The organism is Enhygromyxa salina, from assembly GCF_002994615.1.
In the GTDB taxonomy this organism is placed as follows: domain Bacteria; phylum Myxococcota_A; class Polyangia; order Nannocystales; family Nannocystaceae; genus Plesiocystis; species Plesiocystis salina_A.
In genome coordinates, this window is the sequence record NZ_PVNK01000234.1 from 32,047 (window position 1) to 48,875 (window position 16,829).

Annotated in this window: 4 protein-coding genes; all 4 read left to right on the forward strand. The window is 72.6% G+C overall.

Annotated elements, in window-relative coordinates; all coding sequences use genetic code 11:
* Position 1 precedes the first annotated feature (1 nt).
* The 4 genes from ENSA5_RS27220 to ENSA5_RS27235 are packed head-to-tail and all read left to right on the forward strand — an operon-like array spanning position 2 to position 16,825.
* Entirely contained in the window at positions 2-5,413 is a 5,412-nt protein-coding gene (locus ENSA5_RS27220; RefSeq protein WP_106394611.1) for a type I polyketide synthase, read from the forward strand.
* Positions 5,410-7,098, forward strand: a complete 1,689-nt coding sequence (locus ENSA5_RS27225) for an NAD(P)/FAD-dependent oxidoreductase (RefSeq protein ID WP_106394622.1) — start codon at positions 5,410-5,412, stop codon at positions 7,096-7,098. Before ENSA5_RS27220 ends, ENSA5_RS27225 begins: the two co-directional genes overlap by 4 nt.
* Positions 7,095-11,594 carry a non-ribosomal peptide synthetase gene (locus tag ENSA5_RS27230; protein ID WP_181198191.1) on the forward strand — a complete coding sequence of 1,500 codons (4,500 nt, stop codon included), beginning with the start codon at positions 7,095-7,097 and terminating at the stop codon, positions 11,592-11,594. Before ENSA5_RS27225 ends, ENSA5_RS27230 begins: the two co-directional genes overlap by 4 nt.
* Positions 11,591-16,825, forward strand: coding sequence for a type I polyketide synthase (locus ENSA5_RS27235; RefSeq protein ID WP_106394613.1), 5,235 nt, complete (start codon positions 11,591-11,593; stop codon positions 16,823-16,825). Before ENSA5_RS27230 ends, ENSA5_RS27235 begins: the two co-directional genes overlap by 4 nt.
* Positions 16,826-16,829: the final 4 nt, after the last annotated feature.

The window sequence follows — 16,829 nt, forward strand, 5'->3', positions numbered from 1 at the left end:
CATGAACTACGACCAACAAGGAGCGACCGCATGGCTGCGGGACCGCGTCGCCGCTGTTCTCGGCAGCGAGCCCGAAGACATCGCGATCGATCGCCCGTTCATGGACTTCGGCCTCGCGTCGGCCGAGGGCGTCGCGATGATCGCGGCCTTCGGTGAGCTGCTCGGGGTCGAGCTCTCGCCGGCGCTGCTGTGGGACTGCCCCGACATCGAGTCGCTGGTGTCGAGGGTCTGCGCCGACGCTCGCGACGAGCGAGTCGACGCCGATGTCGGACGCGATCCCCACGCGGCGATCGCGATCGTCGGGATGGCCTGCCGCTACCCGGGGGCGCCCGACGTCGAGGCCTACTGGCGCCTGCTCGAGCGCGGCGGCGTCAGCCTCGGCCCGGTCCCCGAGACGCGCTGGGACGGCGCCGCGCTGTACCACCCCGACCGCGACGCCCCCGGGCGGAGCATCGGGCACGAGGGCGGGTTCCTGTCGGACCTGCGGGCCTTCGACGCGGACTTCTTCGGCATCTCGCCGCGCGAGGCCGCGCACCTCGACCCGCGCCAGCGCGTGGTCCTCGAGCTCGTCTGGGAGGCGTTCGAGGACGCGGGCGTGGCCATGGACTCGGACTCGGCGCGCGCGACCGGGACCTTCGCCGCCGTCCTCAACGACGACTTCGCGGCGATGTTCAGCCGTGACCTGAGCTTGTTTCGCGCCGCGACGGGGCCGGGCACCGCCAACAGCATGGTCGCGAACCGCGTCTCACACGTCTTCGACCTCCGCGGGCCGAGCATCACCGTGGACACCGCGTGCTCGGGCTCGCTGGTCGCGCTGGTCATGGCTTGCCGCAGCCTGCGAGCCGGTGAGTGCGGGATGGCGGTCGCCGCGGGCGTCAACATCAACCTGATCCCTCGTGGCGAGGTGTTCTTCACCAAGGCCGGCGCTCTGTCGCTCCAGGGCCGCTGTCGGACCTTCGACGCTGACGCCGATGGCATCGTCCGCAGCGAGGGCGCCGGGGTGGTCTTGCTCAAGCCACTCGCGCAGGCCCTCGAGGATGGCGACCCCGTCCACGCCGTGATCCTCGGCGAGGCCCTCAACCACGACGGCCGAACCAACGGCGTCATGGCCCCGAGCCCGTCGGCCCAGCGCGCGCTCCTGACCCGGGCGTGCGCGAGCGCAGGGATCGAGCCCGCCAGCGTGCAGTGGGTCGAGGCTCACGGAACCGGCACGCCCCTGGGCGACCCGATCGAGGTCAACGCGATGACCGAGGCCCTCGGCCGCGGGCGGGGACCGGAGCGTCCGCTGGTCATCGGCTCCGTCAAGGCCAACATCGGCCACAGCGAGGCGGCTGCGGGCATGGCCGGGGTCATCAAGGTCGCGCTGGCGATGCGCCACGGCCAGATCCCGATGCAGCCGAATTTCCGCACGCTCAACCCCGGCATCGAGCGCCCGCCCTTCCCCTTGATCGTGCCGAGCGAGCCGATCCCCTGGCCGGGACCGGGGCCACGGATCGCGGGCGTCAGCGGGTTCGGCTTTGGCGGCGCCAACGCCCACGTCTTGCTCGGAGATGGCCCGGGCCTCGGTGGCGCCCCGGTCGGGGGGGGACGGCCAACGAGCGAGGCCGACGATATCCCGCGCCTGCTCCCGATCAGCGCGCGCACCCCCGAGGGCTTCTCAGCCGTCGCCCGTCAGCTCGCCGAGGTCGTCGAGCGCCTGCCCCTCGTCGACGTCTGTCACACCCTCGGCTGTCGGCGCGCCCACAACAAGCTGCGCGCGGCGCTGGTCGTCCGCGACCCGGCCTCGGCCCGGGCCGAGCTCGCGCAGCTCGAGCCCAGCGAGCTCACCGGCGCGCCGCCGCGCGTCGCGTTGGTGTTCTCGGGCCAGGGCACGCACTGGCCGGGCATGGCCGCGGACCTGCTCGAGGATCCCGTGTTCCTGGCCGCGGTTGAGCCGGCCGCCGAGCTGTTCGAGCTGCACGGCACGCCAGCGCTGCTGCCGTTGCTGCGCGAGGCCGACGCGCTCGAGCGGACCGACGTCAACCAACCACTGATCTTCTTGGTCCAGCTCGGTCTGACCCGGTTGCTCCTGAGTGCCGGCGTCGAGCCGGTCGCGGTCCTCGGCCAGAGCCTCGGTGAGGTCGCGGCGGCCCACGTCGCCGGCGCGCTGAGCCTCGAGGACGCGGTCGGCGTGGTGTTTCATCGCGCCCGACTCATGCAGGGTGTCGCCGGCGGGGGCGCGACGGCGGCGATCGGCCTGGCGCGCGACCAGGCCGAGCTCAGCCTGGCCATGGCGGGCTCCCTCGACGTCGCCGGCGTGACTTCGACGGACACGACCCTGATCTCGGGCCCGCGCGCGGACATCGAGCAGCTCGTCGCCGGGCTCGGCGAGCGCGGCGTGTTCACGCGGATCTTGCCTGGGGTCGACCTGGCCTTCCACGGCCGCCAGATGGAGCCGCTGGTCCAGCCGCTGATGGGCAGCCTCGCAGGTGTGATGCCGAAGCAGGCGACGATCCCCATGGTCTCGACGCTCGCGACCGAGCCGCTCGACGGCCCCGAGCTCGACGGGCGCTATTGGGCCACGCAGCTGCTGCGGCCCTTCGACCTGCCGGGCGCCCTCGCCCGCGTCGAGGCCGACGTCTTCGTCGAGGTCGGACCGCACGCCGCCCTCCAGGGCGCGCTCTCTCAGCTCGGCCTGCGCAGCCTCCCAAGCATGCGCCGGGGCGAGGCCGCGCGACCCGTGGTCCTCGGCGCGCTCGCGCAGCTCTACGCGCAGGGCCTCGACCTCGACTGGCGCGTGCTCGCGGGCGAGGGCAGCCTGGTCGACTTGCCGCGCTACCCCTGGCAGCGCGAGCACCACTGGCTCGAGGAGCTCGGCGGCCCGGACCGTGCCCGCGCCCCGGGGCGCGTGCGCTCGCTCGGCGCGGACGCGCAGCTCATCGAGACGCTCGAGCTCTCTCACGCCGAGCCGGCGTGGTTGCTCGATCACCAGGTTCACGGCGGCGTCGTCATGCCGGGGGCCGCGTGGGCGACGGCGGCGGCCGCCGTGGGGCGCGAGCTCCTCGCGTCCGACGTCGAGGTCGTCGAGCTCCGCTTCCATCGATTCTTGCGCGTGCCCGCCGAGGGCGCGAGCGTCCAGCTCATCGCGAGCCCCGAGGGCCCCGACCGGGCCACGTTCGTGGCCGTCGGCAGCGAGCGCGAGCGCTTCGCCTCCGCCCAGCTCCGCGCGCTCGCCCGCGTCGAGCCCCGGCGCCGCGACCTCGACGGCCTCCGTCGGGACTGCCCGCGTCGTGAGCGGCCCGAGGTCATCGCCGAGATCCTGGCGCGCCAGGGCTTTCGCTACGGCCCGAGCTTTTCCGCGATCCACGAGCTCCACGCTGGCGAGGGCCAGGTCCTGGCCCGCCTACGCCTGCCGCGAGGCGTCAGCCCCGAGCCCGACCGCCTGCACCCGATCCTGCTCGACGCGGCGTTTCGCTCGAGCGCGCTGGTGTCGACACCCGAGGTCGCGCGCGTGCCGGCGGGCCTCGAGCGGGCGTGGCTCTCGAGCGCGCGAGCGATGACAGAGCTGTGGTGCCACGTGCGCCGCATCAGCCCGGCCGACGGCGCCTCGCTGCGCGTGAACATCGAGCTGCTCGACGCGCGCGGCGAGCTCGTCGCCAGCGTCGACGGCTTCGAGCTCAGCACCGTTGAAGCCCAGTCGGGATCGACGGGGCTGTTCCACGCGCTCGCGTGGGCGCCGATCGAGCCCGAGGTAGCGACGCCGCCGGCCTCGACCCAGTCCTGGGCGCTGCTCGGCGCGCCCGCGGACTTGCGCGCCGAGCTCGAACGCCGGGGCCACCTCACCGCTTCGCTCGGCGACGCGGGCGAAGTCGACGCGGACCGGCTCGTGTGGGTGGTCGATCCGAACGCGGAGCTCGAGACCCTCGCCTCGACCTTCCTGGGCCTCGCGCGCCGCCTCGGCAAGGCCCGGCTGTCCGTGCTCACCTCGGGCGCCCAGGCCGTGGTCCCGGGCGAGCGCTGCGCTCCCGACCAGGCCGGGGTCTGGGGCCTCGCTCGGGTGTTCGCCAACGAGCACCCGGAGCGCTGGGACGGCATCGTTGACGCCGTCGATGTCGACTGGCCGACGCTCGTCGACGCGCTGTCGACCCCGCACGAGGATCAGCTGGTCGCGCGCGCCGATGGGATCTGGGCGGCCCGGCTGCGTCGGGTGCCGCTGCGGCGTACGCCTCGGCCACGCCTGTTTCGTCGCGACGGCAGCTACCTGATCACGGGCGGGTTCACGGGCCTGGGAGCTCTGACCGCGCGCTGGATGGTCGAGCGAGGCTGTCGCCGGTTGATCCTCGCGGCGCGCTCGGCCCTGCCGGAGCGCCACATGTGGGCGTCGCTCCCAAGCGACGATCCGCTCGCAGCTCGCGTCGCGCTGGTCCGCGAGCTCGAGGCCAGCGGGTGCGCGGTCCATCCGGTCGCCGTCGACGTCGCGGATCCGGCCCAGCTCGAGGCCCTGCTCGCCCGCCACGAGGCCGAGGGGCTGCCGCCGCTGCGCGGCGTCGTGCACTCGGCTGGAGCCGTGCGCGATCAGCTGATCTGGCGCATGACCGAGGACGACCTGCTCGCCGTGCTCGCGGCGAAGGTCGACGGCGCGCGGGCTCTGGATCGACTGACGCGGGACCTCGACTTCTTCGTGCTCTACTCCTCGATCAGCTCGCTGCTCGGCCGAGTCGGCCAGGCCAACTACGCGGCGGCCAACGCATACCTCGACGCCCTCGCTAGCGATCGGCGGGCCCGCGGGCTCGCCGGCACCGTCGTCAACTGGGGTCCGTGGCGAGACACCGGGATGTTCTCGGGTGTCCACGACGATCGCGGCCCGGTGCGCGCGCTCGACCCCGAGCTCGGTGTCGAGCTCTTCGACGCGATCTGGTTCGACGCGCTCGGGTCCGACGCGGCCGGGTCCGACGTCGGCGGCGGCCTGGCAGGTTGCGCCGTCGTCGACGCCGACTGGACCCGGGCCGCCCCGACCCCGATGCTGCGCGAGCTGCAGCCGCAGACCGACGACACGGCCGAGGCCCAGGATCCCAATGAGCTGCTCGCGCTGCTCCTGCTCGAGCCCGAGCAGCGCCTAGCCAAAGTCGAGGCCGAGCTGCGCGCCCAGGTCTCGGAGATCCTGCGCACCCAGCCCGCGCGTGTCGACGTCTACGCGACCTTGTTCGAGCTCGGTATGGACTCGCTGATGGTCATCGAGCTCAAGCGCCGCGCCGAGGCGACCTTCGGCCAGGCCCTGACGATGAACGACGTCTTCGGCGGCTCGGTCGTTCAGGTTGCGAGGGCGATCTGTGTCGCGCTCGAGGACTCCGAGCAGCTCGACGAGCTCCTCAGTCGCATCGAGGCCATGCCGGCGAGCCAGGTCGCCGCACTGCTGGAGGCGTCGGGCGAATGAGCGAAGAGCGCAAGCGCGCGCTGATCGAGCGCCTGTCTCGCAAGCAGGGCGAGCGCAGCCAGGCAGGCGAGGCGCGCGTCCCCCTCGGCGCCCTCGACGAGGACTGGGACGTGATTGTGCTCGGTGGCGGGCTCGCGGGCCTCGCCCTCGGGGTTCAGCTGCGCCAGCGCCACCCCGCGGCGCGGGTGCTGGTCGTCGAGAAGGCCACGCACCCCGTGCGCGAGGCCGCCCACAAGGTCGGCGAGTCGACCGTGGAGATCGGCGCGCACTACTTCGGCGAGGTCCTCGGCTTCAAGCGCCACTTGCAGACCCGGCAGCTCAAGAAGCTCGGCCTGCGCTTCTTCTTCAGCCTGGCCGACAACCGCGAGCTCCACCGTCGCTTCGAGCTCGGCCCCTTCATCTCCCAGACCCTCCCGGTGCCCAGCTACCAGCTCGATCGCGGGCGCTTCGAGAATTTCCTCGGGCTCGAGCTGCGCCGCCTCGGTGGAGTGCTGCTCGACGGGGCCAAGGTCCGCGGCGTCGAGCTCGGGGCCCGGCACCAGGTCACGCTCGCCGCCGACGAGCTCGAGCGCGACCTGAGCGCGCGCTGGGTCGTCGACGCCAGCGGTCGAGCCTCGGTGCTCAAGCGCAAGCTCGGCCTCGGGCGCAAGACCACCCACGACGTCAACGCGGTGTGGTTCCGCGTCGAAGCCGAGATCGACCTCGAGGACTGGACCTCCGACCGGCGCTTCGGCGAGCGCATGCCCGCGGGCTATCGCCGCTTCAGCACCAACCACTTGATGGGCCCGGGCTACTGGGTCTGGCTGATTCCCCTGGCCTCGGGCTCGACCAGCGTCGGCATCGTCGCCGACCCGATGCACCACGCCTTCGCCGAGATCCGCACCCTCGAGCTCGCGCTCGCCTGGCTCCGCGAGCACGAGCCGGCCTGCCACGCGGCCTGCGAGGCTCACCGTGACTCGATCCAGGACTTTCTCGTGCTCAAGAACTACAGCCACGCCTGCACCCGCGTGTTCTCCAGCGAGCGCTGGTCGATCGTCGGCGAGGCGGGCGTGTTCACCGATCCCTTTTACTCGGCCGGCAGCGACTTCATCGCCTTCGCCAACTCGATGACGACCGAGCTGATCGGGGCCGAGCTCGCGGGTGAGGACATCCGCGAGCGCGTCGAGCTCTACGAGTGGCTCTACCTCGACGTGCTGTTCGAATCGGCGCTCTTCACCTTCCGGGGGCAATACCCGATCATGGGCAACGCGCGGGTCATGAGCGCCAAGATCGTCTGGGACTTCGCGGTCTACTGGGGCATCCTCGGCCCGCTGTTCATGGCCGACGTCGTCGCCGACCTCGAGCTCCTGCGCCGGCTGCGACCCACGCTCGCGCGCTTCTACGAGTTGCAGAGCGAGGCCCAGGCGTTCTTCGCGAGCTGGCATCGCGACACCCTCGCCGAGGTCCCCGCGTCCGACGACCACGTCGACTTCACTCGCCTCGACTTCCTCTACCGTCACCACTGCGCCATGCGTGAGCGGCTCTCGCCCGACGCCTTCGTCGCGCGCATGGACGCCACCCTCGACGAACTCGAGGTGCTGCGGGCGTGCATGGGGGCGCAGACCTCGGAGGGGCGACCGCAGCTGACAGACCTCGATACCGACCTCGCCTACTTGTGGGGGCGGCTGCGAGGAGGGCGAGCGTGAGCGGCAAGTCGCTGCGCGAGCGCCTCGCGGCGCTGTCTCCTGCCCAGCGCGAGCTGCTCGGCCTGAGCCTCGGGGCCGAGACCCAGGTCGCGCCGACGCTGGCGCGGGTGTCGCGAGCCGAGCGCCACCCGCTGACCACCTCGCAGCAACAGATCTGGCTGGAGACCCAGCTCAACCCCGATCCAACCCTCTACAACGAAGTCGTCGAGCTGCGCCTCGACGGCCCGCTCGAGGTCGAGGCGCTGCGGCGGGCCGCGGCCGCGCTGCAGGCTCGGCACGAGGCCTGGCGCACGCGCATGATCGAGGAGGGCGGCCGCGTGTGGCAGGTCGTCGACGCCGCGGCCGAGCTCCCCTGGACGCAGCGACGGGCGCGCGCCGAGGAGCTCGACGCCCTGCGCGACGAGCTCGCCCGTGCGACCTTCGATCTCGCACGCGGGCCGGTGTTCGCAATGACCTTGGTCGAGCTCGGGCCGCGCGCGCACGTGCTGATCCTCGTCGTCCATCACATCGCCTTCGACGGCCAGTCCGCGGCGATCTACGTCGAGGAGCTGGTCCACGCCTACGAAGCGTTCTCGCGCGGGCGCGAGCCGGGCTGGGGGCCGCTCGGGGCCCAGCAGCTCGACCTCGCCGTCGCCGAGCACGAGCGCGAGCGCTCGGCGCAGCTCGACTGGTGGGCCGAGGCCCTCGACGGCGCGCCCAACTTCCTCGATCTGCCCACGGACGCGCCGCGCTCCGAGCAGCGCGCCGGCGCTGGCGCCCGCCGGCACTTCGAGCTCGGGCCGACGCGCAGCCGGGCGCTGCGCGGCCTCGCCCGCGAGCTGGGCGCGAGCCCCTTCGCCGTCCTCGTGGCCCTGCTCGGTCACGTCTTGCGCACGCGCGCGCGCCAGGACGAGCTCGTCCTCGGCACGCCGATGTCGGTGCGCGGGCCCGAGCTCGCCAAGGTCGTCGGCGTGTTCCTCAACACCGTGCCCCTGCGCCTGCGCGGACCCGAGGCCGGGGCGAGCTTCGCAGACCAGACCCGCCACGCCCGCGAGGTCCTCGCTGCGGCCTCCGAGCGTCAGGTCCCCTTGCCCCAGCTCCTCGCGCGGCTCGGGTGCTCGCGCCTGCCCGGGCGCACGCCGCTGTTCGAGGTCCTGGTCAACCTCTACAAGACGCCGCCTCCAGTCCGCGTCGGCGAGCTCGTGATCGAGCGGCAGCTCGTCGAGCACGGCGCCGCGCGCTTCGATCTCGCCCTCGACGTCGAGGACTGCGGCGAGGGGTTCTCGGGCTGGTGGGAGTACGACACGGCGCTGTTCAGGGCGTCGACGATCGAGCGGATCCATGCGCACCTGTGGGCGACGCTCGACGCCGCTGCGACCGAGCCCGGGATCGCGGCCTGCGACCTGCCGCGAATGTCGGCCGACGAGGCCGCCGCGATCGAGGCGTTCTCCGATGGTGGGAGCGAGGACGTCGACGAAGCCTCGCCGGCCTGCATCCACACCCTGTTCGACGAGCAGGTCGCGCGCACGCCCGACGCCGTCGCGCTGATCACGGACGAGCGCAGGTTGAGCTATTCGGAGCTGGCTCGGCGGGCCTGGGGCCTCGCCCGGGTCCTCGTCGAGCGCGGCGTGCAGCCGGGCAGCGTGGTCGGTGTGTGCGCCGACCGGTCCATCGACATGGTCGTCGCCGTGCTCGCCGTGCTCGAGGCCGGCGCCGGCTACCTGCCCCTCGACCCAGCCTATCCGGCGGAGCGCCTCGTGTTCATGCTCGAGGACTCGGACGCGTCGCTGGTGATCGGCCACCGCCGACACCTCGACAGCCTGCCCGGGACGACGCCGCCCCGCTTCGCGCTCGAGGCTGGCTGGGACGACGCCGACACGGCCCCGCGGATCGCGGCCAACCCCGAGCACCTCGCCTACGTGACCTACACCTCGGGCTCGACCGGGCGGCCCAACGGCGTGCTCGGGCTCCACCGCGGGATGGTCAACCGCTTCCGCTGGATGTGGCGGACCTTCCCCTTCGCGGCCGGCGAGGTCGGCTCGCAAAAGACGGCGCTGAGCTTCCTCGACTCGTGCTGGGAGATGTTCGGGCCGCTGCTGCGCGGGGTGCCCGTGGCCATCGTCCCCGAGGGGGCCGTCCGCGATCCTCGGGCCCTGGTCGCCTGCCTGGCCCGGCATCGCGCGACCCGCCTGGTCCTGGTCCCCTCGTTGCTCGCGGCCCTGCTCGACACCCACCCGTGCCTCGGCGACGAGCTCCCAGACTTGAGGGTGTGCGTGTGCTCGGGCGAAGCCCTGCCGCTCGAGCTGATCGAGCGCGCGCACGCGGCCCTGCCTCGGGTGCGCCTGGTCAACCTCTACGGCAGCTCCGAAACCTCGGCGGACACGGCCTACTGCGTGCTCGAGCCCGATCAGCCGCGCACCTGGACCGCGATCGGTCGACCGATCACCAACACCCACGCCCACGTGGTCGACGAGGCCCTGCAGCCGCGACCGATCGGCGTCCCCGGCGAGCTGTGCATTGCCGGGATCGGCCTCGCGCGCGGCTACTGGCAGCGCCCCGAACTCAGCGCGCGTCGCTTCGTCGCCAACCCCTTCCCGCGCGGCGGCCCGACCCTGCACCACACGGGTGATCTCGCGCGCTGGCGCGACGACGGCATGCTCGAGTACCTCGGGCGCGTCGACCAACAGATCAAGGTCCGGGGCTTCCGCGTCGAGCCCGGAGAGATCGAGCGGGCGCTCACGTCGGACCCGGCCATCGACGCCGCGATCGTCGGGCTTCGCAACCAACGCCTGATCGGTTGGTACGCATCGGTCGCACCGCTCCCCGTCGCGCAGCTGCGCGCGCGCGTGGCCGAGACGCTGCCGAACTTCATGATCCCGAGCCACTTCGTCCACCTCGATCGCCTCCCGCATACGCCGAGCGGCAAGGTCGATCGCCACCGCCTGCCGCTGCCCTCGTCGGAGCGGGGCGAGCTCGGCACGCCCTACGAGCGACCGCGGACCGAGCTCGAGCGCACGATCGCGAGGGTCTGGGCCGAACACCTCGGCCTCGATCGAGTCGGCGTGCTCGACAACTTCTTCGAGCTCGGCGGGCACTCCCTACTGCTCGTCCAGATCTACAGCGCGCTCGCGCTCGCGCTCGCGCGCGAGCTGACGATGATGGAGCTGTTCCGCCACCCGACGGTGCGCTCCCTCGCCCACTACCTCGAGCCCGGCGGCGAGCCGAGTCGGCCCGCGACCGCGCCCCGGCCCGCGGCCCGGCTCGCGGGCGCGGCCGGGCGTCGGCGCCAGCGCGCGAGCACCCGCCGGGCCGCCCGCGCCGGCAAGGTCGAGCTCGAGCGCCGGACCGAGTCGATCTCGCTCGAGGCCTGCGACGGCCTGATCGAGGATCTGATCCAGCGCGTGCTCGGCGACGAACTCGGCCACTCGCTCGGACCGACCGAGGTGTTCTTCACCGCAGGCGGGACCCCCGAGCAGGCCAGCCGGGCGATCGCCCGGCTCAACCGCGTGCTCGAGGTCGAGCTCCCGGCGCGCGCGCTGCTGCAAGCGCCAACGGCCCGGCAGCTCGGGCTCTACGTCCAGGCCGCCCGGCGCGAGCCGAGGGGCGACGCGTGGCGCTGCACGCCGACCAGCGCCGACGCGGCGCGCGGCGTCAGCGAGCTGCGCTGGGAGGCCGCCGTCGCGATCCACGGGCGCGTCGACGAGGACGTGATCGGTCTCGCCGCGCGGACCCTCGCCCGTCACCACCCCGAGCTCGGGCCAGCGGACGAGGGGTGGCGCGTGTGCCTGACGCCGGGCGACCCTGTCCGGCTGAGTCTGAGCGTGTCCGCGGCGCTCGCCGATCCAAGCTCGACCTGTGCGCTGCTGCGCGAGCTCCTCGCCCACGCCGGCGGAGCGCGCCCGTCGGCGCCGAGCTCGAGGCTGACGATCGCCGACCTGTGTCGCTGGCGCGAGGCCGCCGCGAGCGCCCTCGTCGCCCGCGGGTGGCCGCGTGTCTCGTCTGCGCCCCCGAGTGCTGAGCTCGGGCCGCGCACCACCGCCCGGCTCGAGCTCGGCGCGCTGGCCCCGACTCCGGCGGAGCTGAGCCCCGCGATCGTGGTGCTCGCCGCGTGGACCGAGCTGGTCGGGCCGACTAGCGTCGTCGTGTCCGGCCGCGAGCACGGGGATGTCGCCGGGCTGATTGGCCCCGTCGATGGTTTTGTCCACGTCGAGCCCGCCGACGCCGAGGGCGTCCGCTCGCAGCTCCTGTGGGGCCACGATCACCGCGAGCTCGGTGATGACATGCGCGGTCCGGCGTTGTTTTGGGCCCACACCCGCGTCGATGCGATCCCTCAGCTGCCGACCTCGCGCGTCGAGCCCCTCGGACCCGGCGGCTGGCAGGCCCGCTGGCCCAACGAGCTGCACCTCGTGAACTCCACCCTCCACGTCACGAGTCCGCGCGCCGATGTTCTCGCCGAGCGCCTCGGCGCGCTGCTCGAACGCGGGACGAGCCTGCGCCTGAGCGAGGAAACGAAATGAACACGCCCAACTCAGATCTACGCGACAACGACATCGCCATCGTGGGGATGGCCGTGCGAGTGCCCGGCGCTCGCGACTGCGAGCAGTTTTGGTCCAACATCCACGACGGCGTCGAGTCGATCGAGGTCTTCGAAGACGAGGAGCTCCTCGCCAACGGCGCGGTCACACCCGCGATGCTCGAGGATCCGAACTTCGTGCGCTCCAACGCCGTCGTCCGCGACATCGATCTGTTCGACGCCGAGTTCTTCGGCCTCGCCGTGCGCGAGGCCGAGATCATCGATCCTCAGCACCGCCTGTTCCTCGAGCTGTGCTGGGAGGCGCTCGAGGAGTCGGGCCACCCGCCCGATCGCGTCGCCGGAGCCGTCGGTGTGTTCGGCGGCGCGGGCGACCGCGAGCACGCGTACAAGCACCGCCTGTACCGCAGCGCCTCCCTGCTGCGCTCCGTGGGCATGTTTAGCATCAACCTCGGAAACTCGCACGAGTTCATGCCGACGCAGGTCAGCTACAAGCTCAACCTGCGCGGCCCGAGCGTCAACGTGCAGACGGCGTGCTCGACCTCGCTCGTGGCCGTGCACCTCGGGGTCCAGAGCCTGCTCGCCGGCGAGTGCGACCTCGCCCTCGCAGGCGGCGTCACCCTGAACATCCCGGAGATCACCGGCTACATCTATCACGAGGGCATGGTGACCTCGCCCGACGGCCGCTGCCGTCCGTTCGACGCGCGCGCGCGTGGCACGGTCTGGGGCAACGGCGCCGGCGTGGTCTGCATCAAGCGGGCAAGCGACGCGATCGCCGACGGCAACACGATCCGCGCGATCATTCGGGGGACAGCGATCAACAACGACGGCTCGGACAAGGTCGGCTACACCGCGCCCTCGATCACCGGTCAGGCTGCGGTGATCCGCGAGGCTCTCGCCGTGGCCGAGTGTCACCCCGACAGCATCCGCTACGTCGAGGCCCACGGGACTGCGACGACGCTCGGCGATCCGATCGAGATCGCCGGGTTGACCCAGGCCTTCCGCGAGCACACCGAGGCCTCGAGCTACTGCGCCGTCGGCTCGGTCAAGTCCAACATCGGCCACCTCGATGCCGCCGCTGGCGTCGTCGGGCTGGTCAAGACCGTGCTCGCGCTCGAGCACGGCGCGATCCCACCGAGCCTCCACTTTCGCCGACCCAACCCGCGCATCGACTTCGAGTCGACGCCCTTCTTCGTCGCCCGCGAGCTCGCCGACTGGCCCGCCGACGGCGGCCCGCGGCGCGCGAGCGTGAGCTCGTTTGGGATCGGGGGCACCAACGCCCACGCCGTACTCGAGCAGGCCCCGCACCGCGCCGTGTCGAGTAGCTCGCGGCCCGCTCAGGTCCTGGTCGTCTCGGCGCGTACGCCCGCGGCCCTCGAGGCCGCGTCGACGCGCCTCGCCGACCAGCTCGAGCGCGAGCCCGACGCGATCCTGGCTGACGTCGCCTACACCCTCGCCGAGGGGCGCTCGGCGTTCGAGCTGCGCCGGGCCGTGGTCGCCCGGACGCCGGTCGAGGCCGCCCGGCGCCTGCGCGTGCCCGGGGGCTCGTCGCGGTGCGAGGGCGAGCGCGGGGTCGCGTTCTTGCTCTCGGGCCAGGGCTCGCAGCACCAGAGCATGGGCGCAGACCTCTACGCCCGCGAGCCGGTCTATCGCGCGGCCATCGATCGCTGCGCCGCGGCGCTCTCGCCCGGGCTCGACCTGCACGCGCTCCTGACCAGCGGCGACGACGCCCTGCGGCAGACCCGTCACGCCCAGCCCGCCCTGTTCGCGGTCGAGTACGCGCTGTCCGAGCTGTGGGCGTCCTGGGGCGTGCGCCCGGAGATCCTGCTCGGACACAGCGTCGGCGAGTGGGTCGCGGCGACCATCGCCGGCGTGTTCACGCTCGAGGACGCGATCGCCCTGGTCGCCGCTCGCGGTGCGGCCATGCAGGAGATGGCGCCAGGGGCCATGGTCGCCGTCACGGTCGAGCCCGAGCGCTTCGCCGAGTGGTGCGGTCCAGACGTCGCCCTCGCGGCGATCAATGGGCCGCGGATGTGCGTGGCCTCGGGCGCGATCGAGGTCATCGACGCGCTGGTCGACTCGCTGGCCAGGCGCAGCATCGAGCACACTCGCCTGCACACCTCCCACGCCTTCCACTCGCCGATGATGGCGCCGATGCTCGCCCGCTTCGAGGCACGCGTCGCCGCGGTCTCGATGTCGCCGCCGCGCGTGCCCGTGGTCAGCAACGTGACCGGCCGGCGCCTGAGCGACGAGGACGCGGTCGACCCGGCCTACTGGGCCCGGCAGATCATCTCGCCGGTCCAGTTCTCGCGCGGGCTCGACACGGTCCTCGAGGATCCCGAGCGCGCGCTGCTCGAGGTCGGCCCTGGGATCGCGCTGAAGACCCTCGTGGATCGACACCACGAGCTCGCTCGACCCGCGCTCGCCTCGATGCGTCACCCTCGGGTCGAGCGTGGCGATCAGGAGGTCCTGCTCGCGACCCTCGGTCAGCTGTGGGCCCAGGGCGCGGTCGTGGACTGGCAAAGGTACTTCGGCGACGAGCGCCGCCACCTCGTCAAGCTCCCGACCTACCCATTCCAGCGTCGACGCTACTGGATCGAGGACACGCCAGCGACACCCGAGGCGCCCGTCGAGGTCGGCCCACGCGTGGACCTCGGGCGCTGGTTCTACGCCCCGAGCTGGCGACTGACGACCTGGACGCCTGCGCCCGCGTCGACCCGCGAGGTCGTCCTGATCGGCGGCGACGACGAGCTCGCCGAGATCCTGGCCGCGGCCGGCCACCCGGTCACGCGCTGCGAGAGCGTCGCCGAGGTCGAGCTCGCGGGTCCGTGCACCCTGGTCCACGCCCACGGTCTCGGTGACCCGGCTACGGACAAGATCGAGATCGAGCGCGGGTACACGAGCCTCGTGGACCTCGCGCGGCTCGTCGGCCAGTCTGGGCTCACGGATCTCGACCTCGTCGTGCTCGCGCGCGGCGTCGTCGATGTCAGCGGTGAGGATCGCCTGCTGCCCGCGCGCGCGGCCCTGCTTGGCGCCGTCCGGGTCATCCCGACCGAGTACCCCCAGCTCGACGGCTGCCGGCTCGTCGATCTTGGCGCCTCGACTCCGCTCGCGCGCGTGCTGCCCGAGCTCGCCAACTCGGGCGAGTCGGTCGTGGCCCTCCGCGGTCAGCGACGCTGGGTCGAGGACGTCCAGTCGATCACTCTCGACGACGAGCTCGCGCTCCCGCCGGGGGCGCCCGTGCTGGTGACCGGCGGTCTGGGCGGCATCGGCCTGGCCCTCGCCCGTGAGCTCTCCTCACGCGGGGCCCGCCTCGTGCTGACGACCCGCCGGCCCTTCCCGCCGAGCGCGGAGTGGTCCGCCTGGCTCGAGGCCCACGTCGACTCCGATCGGACCTCCACGATGATCCGCACGCTGCGCGAGCTCGGTGAGGTCGAAGTGTTTCGCTCCGACGTCACCGATCGCGAGCGCATGGCCAACGTGATCCGCGAGGCCGAGCGTCGCTTTGGGCCGCTGTACGGAGTCATCCACGCGGCCGGCGTACCCGGCGGCGGCGTGCTGCAGCGGACGACGCCCGAGCAGTCTTGGTCCGTGATCGCGCCCAAGCTCCTCGGCGCGCGGATCCTCGACGAGCTCACCGCCGAGACCGAGCTCGGGTTCATGGTGTTGTGCAGCTCGCTGACCGCGAGGCTCGGCGGCTTCGGTCAGGCCGACTACTGTGCAGCCAACGCCTGCCTCGACGCCTTCGCGGCCGATCGCGCGACACGGCGGCCCGGCCGGACCCTCGCGATCGACTGGGGTGCGTGGCTCGAGGTCGGCATGGCCGCCATGGCCGGTCGCGAGGCGCCCATCTCGATCCCGCTCGCGCACACCAAGGACGACCCGGTGTTCTCGGCCAAGGGCTCGACCAAGGATCGCGTTGTCCTCGTCGCCCGGCTGCAAGCCTCGGACTGGGTCCTCGACGAGCACCGGGTCATGGGCAAGGCGACCATGCCGGGCACCGGGGTCGTCGATCTGGTCCAGAAGGCCGCGCGCCAGGTCTACGATCGCACGACGATCGAGCTGCGCAACCTGCAGTTTCGCCAGCCCCTCGATGTCCCCGAAGCGGGCGCGCTCGAGGTCCGCCTCGTGTTCGAACTCGACGGAGCCCGGACGCGCGTGCGCGTGCTGAGCTTGCGCGAGGACGGCGAGGTCGAGCACGCCGTCATGGAGCTGGTGCCCCTCGACGAGCCCAGCGTGCGCCGCGTCGATCTACACGTGCTCGAGGAGCGCTGCCCCGAGCTGGCCCCGCCCGCGACGAGCGGGGATGGCGACTACGGGCTGATCCAGTTTGGCCCGCGCTGGCACAACCGAGTCTGGATGCGGCGCGCCGAGGGCGAGTGCCTCGCTCGCTTCGAGCTGCCCGAGCCCTTCCTCGCCGACCTCGAGCAGAGCGCTGCCCACCCGGCCCTGCTCGACGGGGCGACGAGCGTGTTCGCCGTCGACGTACCGAACCTGCTGCCCTTCGCCTACCGCTCGATCCGCATCCACGACGCGCTCCCGGCGGTGATCCACAGTCACGTGCGCGCGCTGCCCAAGCGCGGCCAGGCTGACGAGACGCTGCGCTTCGACATCGACATCACCGACGCGAGCGGCCGCGTGCTGATCGAGATCGAGGAGTACACCCTGGTCAAGATCAACCGCCTGGCCAGCGCCCGCGACGACGCCGACGAGGGCCTCGGAGGCATGACGTCGGCCCAGGGCGTCGAGACCTTCCGGCGCGCGCTGAGCGGGGCCTGGTCGCAGGTCCTCGTCTCGACCTGGAACCTCCCCGAGCTGATCGCGTCTGGGGGCCTGGGAATGGCCGCCGTGCACGAGGCCCCGGAGCTGAGCGTGGCTGCGGTCGTGCACGAGCGCCCCGTGCTCACGGCCGAGTTCGTCGAGCCCCGGACCGAGACCGAGCGCCGTGTCGCGCGGGTCTGGTCCGAAGTCCTCGGGGTCCAGCCGATCGGGGTCGACGACAACTTCTTCGAGCTCGGCGGCTCCTCGCTCGTCGCGGCCCAGGTCGTGCTGCGGAGCAACGAGGAGTTCGGCGTCGACATCTCGTCGGTCACGCTCTTCGCCGGCCCGACGGTGGCCGCGTTCGCCCAGGCCCTCGATGCCGAGTCGGCACCGGCCCAGCTCGATGAAAACCGCGAGCGTGGAGCCCGGCGACGCCAGCGACGACGCAGGAGCTGAGCCA